The following is a 12,212-nucleotide window of genomic DNA, read 5'->3' as shown; positions in this document are numbered from 1 at the left end:
GCGGCCACCCTCTCCCGCAAGGGGAGAGGGGAGACTTTACCTCCGTCAGCTTCGCCGCTAAGAACCCCGCCGATGTCGTACCGCGCCACCACGATTATTACCCCGAAAACGACCCGCCTCGGCGGGGCGTGGTCGGGTGTGTGCGCGAACTAGCGAGCATCCCACCAGCCCCGCCGATGCGCGGGGCCGGCTCTCACTTCACGAGACCTGACACGCCCGCGCCTCCGCACTTTTCAGGAGACGTAGACCCGTGAGCTTCAAGTTTTCCCGAGCCAATCCGCCCCGCGTCGGGGTCGTCGGCGCCACCGGCCTGGTCGGCGGCATGATGCGCGCGCTGCTGGCCGAGCGGGACTTCCCGCTGGCGGAGCTTCGCCTGTTCGCCTCGGCCCGCTCGGCCGGGACCAAAGTCGACTTCAAGGGAACGCAGGTCGTGGTCGAGGACGCCTCGACCGCCGACTTCGCCGGCCTGGACATCGTGTTCTTCTCGGCCGGCGGCGGCACGTCGCGGGAACTGGCCCCGCGCGCGGCGGCGGCCGGGGCCGTGGTCATCGACAACTCGTCGGCCTGGCGCTCGGATCCCGACGTGCCGCTGGTGGTGGCCGAGGTCAATCCGCACGCCCTGGCCAACATCCCCAAGGGCATCGTCGCCAACCCCAACTGCACCACCATGGCCGCCATGCCGGTGCTGAAGCCTCTGCACGACCGCGCCGGCCTGAAGCGCCTGACCGTCAGCACCTACCAAGCCGCTTCGGGCGGCGGGGTCGAGGGCATCCAGGTGCTGGCCAGCCAGCTTCGCGCGGGCGCCGCCGGCGACCTGGACGGCCTGGCCCAGTCGCCCGACGCCGCGCCCCTGCCCGCCCCGGTCAAGTGGGCCGTGCCCCTGGCCTACAACGTCGTGCCGCTGAACTACGTCGTGGGCGAGGACGGCTATACCGAGGAGGAGCTGAAGCTGCGCGACGAGAGCCGCAAGATCCTCGAGATCCCCGGCCTGCCGGTCTCGGGCACCTGTGTGCGCGTGCCGGTGTTCACCGGCCACTCGCTGTCGATCAACGCCGAGTTCGAGCGGCCGATCTCGGTCGCCGAGGCCACGGCCCTGCTGGCCGCCGCGCCCGGCGTGGTGCTGGAAGAGGTCCCCAACCCGCTGGCCGCGACCGGTCAGGATCCGGTGTTCGTCGGCCGCCTGCGGCCTGACCCGACCGTCGCGCACGGCCTGGCCCTGTTCGTGGTCGGCGACAACCTGCGCAAGGGCGCGGCGCTGAACGCGGTGCAGATCGCGGAAGTGATGCTGGACCGCTAGAGCTTCCAAATCCGTGTCATCCCGGAAAGCGCGCAGCGCTTGTCCGGGACCCAGGGGCCAAGCGCGATGCGGCGACCCCTGGGTCCCGGCTCTCCGCTTCGCTGCGGCCGGGATGACACGCCTATTTGCGTTTTGAAGTGGGCTCCCGCCCCATCGGCCAATCCACATCCACCTCCGCCGCCAGGAAGTCGATGAACGCCCGCACCCGCGCCGGCAGCGGGCCCGCATGGCCGACATAGACAGCGCTGATCGTTTCGACGTCGCCGGAATTGAACGTCTCCAGCACCGGGACCAGCCGGCCGGCGGCGATGTCGCCCGCGATATGGAACATCGACAGCCGCGTGATCCCCTGCCCCGCGATGGCCAGCCGCGCCGCGCTTTCGCCGTCGCCGACCATCGCCCGGCCGTGGGCGGGGTTGGAGACCCTCAGCCCGTCGATCTCGAAGGGCCAGGCGTCGCAATGGCGGGCGAAGTTGAAGACCACCAGGTCGTGGACGGCCAGGTCGTCCGGATGGGCCGGCGTCCCGCGCTGGGCCAGGTAGTCGGGCGAGGCGACCAGGGCCATGCGGCTGTCGCCCAGCTTTTTCGCCACCAGCTGCGAGGGCCGCAGCGGCCCGACACGGATGGCCAGTTCGGCTCGCTCGTCCAGCAGGTCGATCACCTGGTCGGTCAGGGTGACGTCGACCTGCACCTGCGGGTGCCGCTCCATGAATTTCGGGACCAGCGGCAGCAGGTGATGCAGGCCAAACGGCACATTGGAATTGATCCGCAGCCGTCCGCGCGGCACGGCGCAGGCGCTGACCGCCCGCTCGGCCTCGTCCAGGTCGGCCAGCACCCGCAGGGCGCGCTCGTGGAAGGTCAGCCCCTCGGCCGTCAGCTGCAGCTTGCGGGTCGAGCGGTTGACCAGGCGCGAGCCCAGCCGAGCCTCCAGCCGCGCCACCAGCTTGCTGACCGCCGACGGGGTCATCGACAGGGCCTTGGCGGCGGCGGTGAAGCCGCCCTCCTCGACCACCCGGGCGAAGACCTCCATCTCGCCGGAGCGGTTGATGTCCGCGCGCGCCATCGTGCCCTCAAGTCACAAGTGAAGTTCCTGGGCGCAATCTAATTCATCGAACGCCAAGGCGCCATCTGACGGCTGGAACAGAACCACGAGAGCCGCCATGCCCCTCGCCCTCTATGCCCTGACCGTCGGCGCCTTCGGGATTGGCGTCACCGAATTCGTCATCATGGGCCTGCTGATCCAGGTCGCCGCCGACCTCGGCGTGTCGATCCCCACCGCCGGCCTGCTGATGACCGGCTACGCCCTGGGCGTGTTCGTCGGCGCGCCGATCCTCACCCTCCTGACCCGCCGCCTGCCGCGCAAGACGACCCTGCTGGTGCTGATGGCGATCTTCACCCTCGGCAACGTCCTGGCCGCCATTGCCCCGACCTATGGAATCCTGATGGGCGCGCGACTGGTCACGGCCCTGGCCCACGGCACCTTCTTCGGCGTCGGGTCGCTGGTCGCCGTCTCGCTCGTACCGCCCGAGCGCAAGGCCTCGGCGATCTCGATCATGTTCACCGGCCTGACCCTGGCCACCCTGCTGGGCGTGCCGTTCGGCGCGTGGCTGGGCCTGGCCTTCGGCTGGCGGGCGGCGTTCTGGGCCGTGGCCGGCGTCGGCCTGCTGGCGTTCGCGGTGCTGGCCGCCCTGGTCCCCCGCGACCGGGAAAAGGTCGAGCCCGCCCCGCTGCGCGAGGAGTTCGCCGTGCTGGCCCGCCCGCAGGTGCAGCTGGGCCTGGCCATGACTGTGCTCGGCTTCGGCGGGGTGTTCGCGGTCTTCACCTACATCCAGCCGATCCTGACGCAGCTGGCCGGCTTCTCGAAGGAAGCGGTCTCGCCGATCCTGCTGGTGTTCGGCGCGGGGCTGGTGGCCGGCAACCTGCTGGGCGGCCGCTGGGCCGACAAGGGGCTGAACGCGGCCCTGGTCGGGACCCTGGTGCTGCTGACCCTGGTCATGGGCGGCTCGGCCCTGGCCTTCCATAGCCAGGTCGGCGCCGTGGCCGCCGCCTTCCTGCTGGGCGCGGCCGCCTTCGCCACCGTCGCCCCGCTGCAGATGCGGGTGCTGAGCCAAGCCGGCGGCGCGGGCCAAGGCCTGGCGTCGAGCCTGAACATCGCCGCCTTCAACCTCGGCAACGCGTTCGGCGCCTGGCTGGGCGGGGCGGTGATCGCCCGCGGCCCGGGCCTGTCGGCCGTGCCGCTGATCGCCGCCGCCGTGCCGCTGTCGGCCTTGGGGCTGGCCGTCCTCAGCCTGAGCCTCGAACGCCGCGCCGCGCGCCTTGCGGTCGCCTGATCCGTCTTCTCAAGGAGAACGCCGATGGAATATCGCACCCTGGGCCGCTCCGGCCTGAAGGTCCCCGCCCTCTCGTTCGGCGCCGGCACGTTCGGCGGCCAGGGCCCGCTGTTCAGCGCCTGGGGCGACACCGACGTCGCCGGCGCCAAGCGCATGGTCGACATCAGCCTCGAGGCCGGTCTCACCCTGTTCGACACCGCCGACGTCTATTCGAACGGCGCGTCGGAAGAGATCCTGGGCGCGGCCCTCGAAGGCCGCCGCGACCAGGCGCTGATCTCGACCAAGCTGGGCCTGCCGATGGGCGACGGCCCGCTGGACGCCGGCTCTTCCCGCCTGCGGCTGACGCGCGGCGTCGAGGCCGCGTTGAAGCGCCTGAAGACCGACCGCATCGACCTGCTGCAACTGCACGCCTTCGACGGGACGACGCCGGTCGAGGAGACCCTGGCCGCCCTCGATGATCTCGTTCGGGCCGGCAAGGTGCTGTATGTCGGCGCCTCCAACTTCGCCGGCTGGGAACTGATGAAGTCCCTGGCCGCCGCCGACCGTCACGGCTGGCCGCGCTACGTCGCTCACCAGGCCTACTACTCGCTGGTCGGCCGCGACTACGAGTGGGAGCTGATGCCGCTGGCCGCCGACCAGGGCGTCGGGGCCATGGTCTGGAGCCCGCTGGGCTGGGGCCGCCTGACCGGCAAGATCCGCCGCGGCCAGCCCCTGCCGGCCACCAGCCGCCTGCACGAGACCGCCGACTTTGGGCCGCCCGTCGACGACGAGCGCCTCTACCGCGTGGTCGACGCCCTCGACGAGATCGCCGCCGAGACCGGGAAGACCGTCCCGCAGATCGCCATCAACTGGCTGCTGCGCCGCCCAACCGTCTCCAGCGTGATCATCGGCGCGCGGACCGAGGAACAGCTGCGCCAGAACCTCGGCGCGGTCGGCTGGAGCCTGACACCCGAGCAGGTCGCGCGCCTGGACGCCGCCAGCGCGGTCACTCCGGCCTATCCCTACTATCCATACTGGCGCGAGGGTGGCTTCCGGCGGGTGAATCCGCCGCTGGTCTGACGTCGGGCATGGGCCGGCGCGAGCCTTGCTGCTAAGCAGCGGCCATGCTGACCGATCCGTTCTTCTACGCCGTGGCCATTCCGGCCGTGATCCTGCTGGGCCTGACCAAGGGCGGGTTCGCCGGGATCGGGGTGGTGGCGGTGCCGCTGATGGCCCTGGCCGTGTCGCCGGTGATGGCCGCTTCGATCACCCTGCCAATCCTGCTGGTCCAGGACGTGGTCAGCGTCTGGTCGTTCCGGAAGAGCTGGGACAAGGGCCTGCTGATCCTGATGCTGCCGGCGGCGGCGGTCGGGATCTTCCTGGGCTGGGCCCTGGCCGCCTTCGTCAAGGAGGCGGCGGTCGAGCTGGCCGTGGGCGCGATCTCGGTGGTCTTCGCCCTGCAGCGCCTGTGGGCCGAGCGCGCGATCAAGGCCGCCGCGCAGATCGAGGCGGGTCCCGCCCGTCGGTGGCTGGGCGTCCTGTGCGGCGCGGCGGCCGGCTTCACCAGCCAGATCGCCCACGCCGGCGGTCCGCCGTTCCAGATCTATGTCCTGCCCCGTCGCCTGGCGCGCGACACCTTTATCGGCACCAGCGCCATCTTCTTCGCGATCGTGAACTGGATGAAGGTCCCGGCCTATGTCGCCCTGGGCCAGTTCACGCCCAAGGTGCTGGCCACGGCCGGCGTCCTGCTGCCCCTGGCGATCGCCTCGACCTGGGCCGGGGTCTGGCTGGTGCGCCGTGTGCCGGCCGAGGGCTTCTATAAGGTCATCTATGTCCTGCTGGTCGCCGTCGGCGGCAAGCTGGTGTTCGACGGCGCGCGAGGCTTGTTCTTTTAAGCGGCCGGGCCTCCAGGGAGTCGCTTTTCTGGCCGATCGTGTCGCCGAGGCCCTTTCGTCGCCACGATGATCGCCGTTTATATGTCACGGAACCGTCCTACGGTTCGGACGTAGTTGCCATACGAATGGGCGGGCCATGACTGCGAGCTCCACCACCGACATCGTCGTTGCTTCGTCATCAGAAGGCGCGACGCCAGAGGTCGCGACGCACTATCCCACGCCGGCCGCCAAGTGCGCCGACCTGGTGGTGCATCTGGCCGGCCTGGCCTGCGCCCTGCTGGGCGGCGGCATCCTGCTGGGCCTGGCCTTCGGCATGGGCGACCTCAAGCAGGTGGCGGCGGTCAGCGTCTATACGGTGGGCCTGATCCTGATGCTGTCGCTGTCGACGGCCTACAACTTCGCCAAGGCCCGCTGGCGGCCGCTGCTGCGCCGCTTCGACCACGCCGGCATCTTCGTGATGATCGCCGCGTCGTACACGCCGTTCACCACCCAGAACCTGCATGGCTGGTGGGCGATCGGCATGACCACGGCGGTCTGGACGGTGGCCGGGATCGGCGTGGCGGCCAAGCTGTTCCTGCCCGGCCTGGACAAACGCTTCTGGGTCGGCCTGTACCTGGCCCTCGGCTGGCTGGTGCTGGTCGCCATCAAGCCGATGATCGACGGCCTGTCCTGGGTTGCCTTGTTGCTGCTGGCCATCGGCGGCCTGGTCTATTCCACCGGAACCATCTTCTACCTGATGCGTCGCCTGAAGTTCCGCCGCGCCATCTGGCACGGCCACGTCATCGGCGGGGCTGGCCTGCACTACGCGGCCGTGCTGGTGGGCGTGGTGCTGGCCGGCGCCCGATAGTTCAGTGGATTTGGAGACGGTCGTTGGACAGGGATCCCACCGGGAAGATCAACCTTCAGGGCTTCTTCAAGGACTGGAAAACCAATGATCCGCTGCGCGGCAAGCGGTTGCCGACGCCGCCGTCCGATCGCCAGGTCCAGGCCTCGGGCTTTCCCGGCGTTCGCCTCACCGTCGACCAGGCCGATGACGCCCTGCGCCAGGCCGCCGACCGCCTGGCGCCGCTGCGCTCGCTGATCGGGCGCGACGACTTCAACATCCTGGCCCTGTCGGGCGGCGCGGCCGGCGGCGCCTATGGCGCGGGCGTGCTGGCGGGCTTGTCCAAGTCCGGACGCCGGCCCGACTTCGCCATCGTCACCGGGGTCAGCACCGGGGCCCTCAGCGCGCCGATGGCGTTCCTCGGCTCGGCCTGGGACGATCGCCTGACCGACGCCTATGTCGGCGGCCACGCCACCGAGCTGCTCAGCCTGCGCCGCCTGGCCCCGGCCTTGGGCCCCAGCATCTTCAAGGGCGAGTCGCTGGACGCCCTGGTCGAGACCTTCGTCGACCAGGAGATGGTCGAGGCCGTCGCCCTCGAGCACGCCAAGGGCCGGCGCCTGCTGATCGCCACCACCAACCTCGACAGCCAGCGCGCCGTGGTCTGGGACCTGGGCGAGATCGCCACCCACGGCGGCGAGGAAGCCCTGAAGCTGTTCCGCACCCTGCTGGTGGCCTCCGCCTCGGTGCCGGGCATCTTCCCGCCCAAGCTGATCGACGTGCAGGTCAACGACCAAGCCTATCAGGAGATGCACGTCGACGGCGGGGTGGCCGCGCCGCTGTTCCTGATGCCCGACGCCCTGCTGCACTGGCGCAACCTCGGCCCCCGCTTCCGGCGCGGCCGGGTGCACGTGATCGTCAACACGGTGCTGGACCCCTCGACCCAGTCGACGCCGCCGGGCGTGGCCTCGATCATGAGCCGCAGCTTCGACACCATGCTGCGGTTCTCGTACCGCCAGGCCCTCAGCCTGGCCRCCGGCTTCTGCTCGCGCCACAACCTGCCGCTCAGCGTGGCCTCGATCCCCAACGCCTTCGAGGGCATGAACCTGCTGAAGTTCGAGACCGACCTGATGCGGCGGATCTACGACGCCGGGTTCGAGCAGGCGGTCGAGGGCTCGGTCTGGACCAGCGCGGTCGAGGAACAGAGCCTGTGGCGCGGCCTGTTCAAGAAACCGCTGTCGGCCTCGCCGACCGTGGGGACGGGCGTGATGATCCGCGAGGAACCGGGGCTAGAGGCGCCGCTGGAGCCTTGAGTCTTCTACTCCTTCTCCCCTTGCGGGAGAAGGAGTCGCCAGAGGCGACGGATGAGGGGTCGATAGCCCTATCGGCTTCGAGTCCAGCCTATGCGCCTTCGCGGCGGATCCTGTCTTCAACCTCTCACCCGGCCCGCGGAGTTTATCCTCGGGCGCGCGCTTCGCGCGACCCGGGGGCGGGCCACCCTCTCCCGCAAGGGGAGAGGGAATGATCGTCCGCCCTACGCCTTCTTCAGGTGCCGCGCGCGCAGCTTGTCGACGTTGGGCGGATCGGCGCGGAAGTCCGAGGCCAGACCCAGCCGGGCGTTGCATGACGGGCAGCGGACCGAGTCCTCATCGGCCAGGTCCGTCGGCGGATCAAAGCGCGTACCGCACGGCTTGCACTTCCAGTCGCCCACGGCCGGAGGCGGCGGCGGTGGCGGCGGGGGCGCGGCGTGAGGCGTGAACACGGTGCGCCCGGCGGGCTTGGCCATGCGCTCGAGCGGCGGCGGGCCACCAGGGGCGGCGACGCCGCTCTTGAGGCTCAGGGTCTTGCGGCGCGGGGGCTCGCTCTCGCTCATGACATCGCTGGCGGCTGTGGATGGAAACCGGCTAGCTGCATGAAAGCGGCCGGAAACACAAGCTCAATAGGGTGAAAGGGCCCTACCAGTGCGGCTTCAGGCTGAAGGACAGGGCCACGACGTCGTCCTTCTGGGTGGCGAGGCCCATGATGCCCTCCTTGGCCTTGATCTCGCGGTGGATGTAGCCCAGCGAGGCCTGCATCGGGCCACGTCGCCAGGCCACGCCCGCCTGGCTGTCGCCGATCAGGCGGCTGGTGACGTCCTGCGAGAGGCCCGCGCGGGTCCAGTCGCCGTTCTGGCCGCGCAGCATGTTCAGGCCCACGGCCCGGCCGCTGGCGGCGGCGAAGATGTACCAGCGCCCGCGGTCGCCGAAGGCCGCGTCGCCTTCGCGCACGCCCAGGGCGTCGTTCACCCGGTCACCCATGTTCCTCTTCTTGCCCAGGCGCACGGTGGCGCCGGCCTCGGCCGAGCCGCCGGCCCCGCCGAAGCCCACGCCCGCGTGCGGCGTGACGTCGAGGGCGAACGTGCGGCCCTTCAGCGACACGGCGGCCGGCCAGCCCCGGGTCACGGTCACGTCGACGTCCTGTAGCTCGTAGGCGTCAGCGTCCGGGCGGACCAGGGTCAAGGGCGCGACAGCGGCGGTCTTGGCGACGCCGGCCATGGTGACGCGGACGGAGTCGATCGGGCCACCGGCCTGCGCCTGGCGGGTGAAGGCGTTCGAACGCCAGGTCACCGGTCCAGCTCCGTCATAATAGCGGTCGGCGTCGAGGATGCGGACGTCGCCGCCGGCGGCGGCGGCGGACGACACGGCGAAGCCGCCTTGAAGCTTGCCCTCGGCCCCGGCGACGTCGCGGGCCGTGAAACCGGTCGTGCTGGACGACAGATCCAGCGGGCGGGCCGTCTCGGGCTTAACCTTGAAAGAAATCTGGGCCGGAGGCTTGTCGGTCGTCGGGGCGGCCTTATCTGTCACCGTGGCGCTCTTGCCGGCCTTCTGGGCCGCGCAGGCCGAGGTCGCATGACCCGCAGCCACCGCCACCAGCATGGCCATGAGACAGAAAACGGTTCGCTCCCCAGCGGTCCGCATTGCGGATTCCCCAATCCAATGGACGTCCAGCCTACGCCCTTCGCGCCACCTGTCTACGGCGACGAATGCGCACATGGTGAACCGCGGTAAACGCCGCCGGTTCCTCCGCGAACGTCAAACGGCGGCGTGATCGCTCACGCCGCCGTTCGTTTGTCGTCACTTGCCGCGACTATAGGCAGGCCAGCCCTATTGGCAGGCCAATCCTACTGGCAGGCCAATCCTACTGGCAGGCAAGGCACTCGTCGTAGTCGGTCTTGGCCGGGACGTCGAAGCCGCCGACCAGCTCGGCCTTCTCGCCGGCCCCGGCGTAGGACGCCCGCTGAACCGACTTGGAGCGCAGGTAATAGAGGCTCTTCACGCCGCGCTCCCAGGCCTGCCAGTGCAGCATGTGCAGGTCCCACTTGTCGACGTCGCCGGGCAGGAAGATGTTCACCGACTGGCTCTGGCAGATTTCCGGCGTACGGTCGGCGGCCAGTTCGACCACCCAGCGCTGGTCCAGCTCGAAGGCGGTCTTGAAGACGTCCTTGTCGTCCTGGCTCAGGAAGTCCAGGTGCTGGACCGAACCCTCGTGCTCCAGGATCGAACCCCACACCGCGTCGGTGTTCTGGCCCTTTTCCTCGAGCAGCTTCTCCAGATAGGGGTTCTTCACCGCGAACGAGCCCGACAGGGTCTTGTGGGTGTAGATATTGGCCGGGATCGGCTCGATGCCCGCCGACGTGCCGCCGCAGATGATCGAGATCGATGCGGTCGGGGCGATGGCCAGCTTGTGCGAGAAGCGCTCCTTGGAACCACGATCGGCGGCGTCCGGGCACGGGCCCTTCTCTTCACCCAGCGCGATCGAGGCCTTGTCGGCCTCGCGGCGCAGGTGCTTGAACATCCGCATGTTCCAGCTCTTGGCCAGGGCGCTTTCGAACGGCACGTTCTGGCTCTGCAGGAAGCTGTGGAAGCCCATCAGGCCTAGACCCACCGAACGCTCGCGCATGGCGGCGTAGGCGGCCGTCGCGGCCGCGTCGGGCGCGCGGTCGATGAAGTCCTGCAGGACGTTGTCGAGGAAGCGCATGACGTCCTCGATGAACGTCGGGTGGTCGCGCCACTCCAGGAAGGTCTCGGCATTGACCGACGACAGGCAGCAGACGGCCGTGCGGTCGTTGCCCAAGTGGTCGCGGCCGGTGTGCAGCATGATCTCGCTGCACAGGTTCGACTGGCGGACGCTGAGGCCCAGCTCACGCTGGTGGGCCGACATGGCGCGGTTCACGGTGTCGGAGAAGATCAGATAGGGCTCGCCGGTCTGCAGGCGCAGCTCCAGGATCTTCTGCCACAGGGCGCGGGCGTCGACCTCGCGCAGCACTTCCTGGGTCTTGGGCGAGCGCAGGCCGAACTTGGTCCCGTCGCGCACGGCGAACATGAACTCGTCGGTGATGTTCAGGCCGTGGTGCAGGTTCAGGGACTTGCGGTTGAAGTCGCCCGACGGCTTGCGGATCTCGAGGAACTCTTCGATCTCGGGGTGGTGCACGTCGAGATAGACGGCGGCCGAACCGCGGCGCAGCGAGCCTTGCGAGATGGCCAAGGTCAGGCTGTCCATCACGCGAATGAAGGGGATGATGCCCGAGGTCTGGCCCTGGCCCTTGACCTTCTCGCCGATCGACCGGACGCCGCCCCAGTAGGTGCCGATGCCCCCGCCGTTGGCCGCCAGCCAGACGTTCTCGTTCCAGACGTTGAGGATGCCGTCCAGGCTGTCGCTGACGGCGTTCAGGAAGCAGCTGATCGGCAGGCCGCGGTCGGCGCCGCCGTTCGACAGCACCGGGGTGGCCGGCATGAACCACAGGCGGCTCATATAGTCATAGACGCGCTGGGCGTGCTCGGCGTCGTCGGCGAAGGCCGTCGACACGCGGGCGAACATGTCCTGATAGGACTCGCCTGGCAGGAGGTAGCGGTCCTCCAGCGTGGTCTTGCCAAAGTCGGTCAGCAGGGCGTCGCGCGAGCGGTCCACCTGGACCTTCTGCACCAGCGCCAGCTGCGGGCGCTTGGCGGGCTTGATCGCCGCCAGACGGGCCTCGCTCCGGGTGTTCGTCTTCGCCGCTTCACTGCCGTTCATGACCAAAATCCATGCTCAATCAGCGTGTTCCGGTGAAGGGGATAGTCCCACCAGCCGCTATATCTTGTGGCTGAGGAGCCCCCTCAACCCACATATGGGGCCACAGTGGCTAATGACTCGTCAACGCCCCCGCCTTGAGTTTTTCGTTAACAAGCTGTGAACGCACCGAACTTGTGAGGCAGGATCAAGGGGTTGCCTCACCGAACTTTTTTCACCCGCGACAGACCGCCGCAAGGCGCCCCGAGACATCCGCCCCCGGACAACGTCGTTCGTTAACAGGCTGGCCACAAGGGATGGTGGCCGACTGTAGATGGGACCGCCAGGACGGGTCCCAGCGCCACCGTGAGGGAACGTCCTGAAACCGGGGCTTCCGGCCACCATGCCCTGTCGGCGTGACGTTTTCGAACGGCGCGATGGCGCGTCACAAAAGAAACGCGCGGACAAAAAGAAAGGGCCCGGCGTTTCCGCCGGGCCCTCCCGATAGGCAGTCGATTCGATCTTAGAAGTTGATCGAGATCGTCGAACGGCGGTTCAGCGGTTCCTTGACGCCATCGCCAGTAGCGACGGCCGGAGCGCTTTCACCCTTCCAGTCGACGCCGAGGACGGCGGCCGGGACACCTTGCGAGACCAGGGCGTCAGCCACGGCCTTGGCGCGGCGTTCCGAGAGCTTGGCGTTGTACTTCGGCGAGCCCGACGTATCGGTGTGGCCGACCACGACGATCTTGGTCGCGTGACCGTCGTTGGAGTACTTCGCGGCTTCCGTGACCACCGATTGTGCTTCCGGCGTCAGGACCGATTGGTCGAACGGGAAGTACACGATGAACTCGCGGGCCTCATAC

Annotated in this window: 11 protein-coding genes and 1 pseudogene; 6 read left to right on the top strand and 6 right to left on the bottom strand. The window is 69.1% G+C overall.

Annotated features, from left to right (window positions below; genetic code table 11):
- The first annotated feature begins 250 nt into the window (after positions 1–250).
- The gene (locus AC1DSO_RS23320; RefSeq protein WP_477071086.1) at positions 251–1,297 is read left to right on the top strand and encodes an aspartate-semialdehyde dehydrogenase; all 1,047 of its coding nucleotides are present in this window, start codon (positions 251–253) and stop codon (positions 1,295–1,297) included.
- Positions 1,298–1,309: 12 nt separating this feature from the next.
- Here the strand turns inward: AC1DSO_RS23320 and AC1DSO_RS23315 are convergent.
- Both AC1DSO_RS23315 and AC1DSO_RS23310 read right to left on the bottom strand, forming a co-directional pair.
- A pseudogene (locus AC1DSO_RS23315) lies at positions 1,310–1,418 on the bottom strand (hypothetical protein); the annotation flags it as partial.
- Entirely contained in the window at positions 1,419–2,360 is a 942-nt protein-coding gene (locus AC1DSO_RS23310; protein WP_477071085.1) for a LysR family transcriptional regulator, read from the bottom strand.
- A gap of 97 nt (positions 2,361–2,457) precedes the next feature.
- On the opposite strand from AC1DSO_RS23310, the gene AC1DSO_RS23305 reads away from it, so the two are divergent.
- From AC1DSO_RS23305 to AC1DSO_RS23285, 5 genes are all read left to right on the top strand, one after another.
- The gene (locus AC1DSO_RS23305; protein WP_477071084.1) at positions 2,458–3,627 is read left to right on the top strand and encodes an MFS transporter; all 1,170 of its coding nucleotides are present in this window, start codon (positions 2,458–2,460) and stop codon (positions 3,625–3,627) included.
- Positions 3,628–3,651: 24 nt separating this feature from the next.
- Positions 3,652–4,686 (top strand): aldo/keto reductase, encoded by a 1,035-nt coding sequence (locus AC1DSO_RS23300; protein WP_477071083.1) that lies wholly within the window; start codon positions 3,652–3,654, stop codon positions 4,684–4,686.
- A gap of 44 nt (positions 4,687–4,730) precedes the next feature.
- The gene (locus AC1DSO_RS23295; RefSeq protein WP_477071082.1) at positions 4,731–5,501 is read left to right on the top strand and encodes a sulfite exporter TauE/SafE family protein; all 771 of its coding nucleotides are present in this window, start codon (positions 4,731–4,733) and stop codon (positions 5,499–5,501) included.
- A gap of 136 nt (positions 5,502–5,637) precedes the next feature.
- Positions 5,638–6,348 (top strand): PAQR family membrane homeostasis protein TrhA, encoded by a 711-nt coding sequence (gene trhA / locus AC1DSO_RS23290; protein WP_477071081.1) that lies wholly within the window; start codon positions 5,638–5,640, stop codon positions 6,346–6,348.
- A gap of 23 nt (positions 6,349–6,371) precedes the next feature.
- Complete coding sequence (locus tag AC1DSO_RS23285; RefSeq protein ID WP_477071080.1) at positions 6,372–7,634, top strand: patatin-like phospholipase family protein; 1,263 nt, start codon at positions 6,372–6,374, stop codon at positions 7,632–7,634.
- A gap of 221 nt (positions 7,635–7,855) precedes the next feature.
- Here the strand turns inward: AC1DSO_RS23285 and AC1DSO_RS23280 are convergent, their stop codons facing one another.
- From AC1DSO_RS23280 to AC1DSO_RS23265, 4 genes are all read right to left on the bottom strand, one after another.
- Positions 7,856–8,194 carry a hypothetical protein gene (locus tag AC1DSO_RS23280; protein ID WP_477071079.1) on the bottom strand — a complete coding sequence of 113 codons (339 nt, stop codon included), beginning with the start codon at positions 8,192–8,194 and terminating at the stop codon, positions 7,856–7,858.
- An 82-nt stretch (positions 8,195–8,276) separates the two neighbouring features.
- Complete coding sequence (locus AC1DSO_RS23275; RefSeq protein WP_477071078.1) at positions 8,277–9,278, bottom strand: lipid A-modifier LpxR family protein; 1,002 nt, start codon at positions 9,276–9,278, stop codon at positions 8,277–8,279.
- 220 nt (positions 9,279–9,498) lie between these two features.
- Positions 9,499–11,379 carry a ribonucleoside-diphosphate reductase subunit alpha gene (locus AC1DSO_RS23270; RefSeq protein WP_477071077.1) on the bottom strand — a complete coding sequence of 627 codons (1,881 nt, stop codon included), beginning with the start codon at positions 11,377–11,379 and terminating at the stop codon, positions 9,499–9,501.
- Between the two features lie 493 nt (positions 11,380–11,872).
- A partial coding sequence (locus AC1DSO_RS23265) for an OmpA family protein (protein WP_477071076.1) occupies positions 11,873–12,212 on the bottom strand: 340 nt, incomplete at its 5' end.

Source organism: Caulobacter sp. P4_E5 (assembly GCF_056401555.1).
This window is presented reverse-complemented; position numbering and strand designations above follow the sequence as displayed.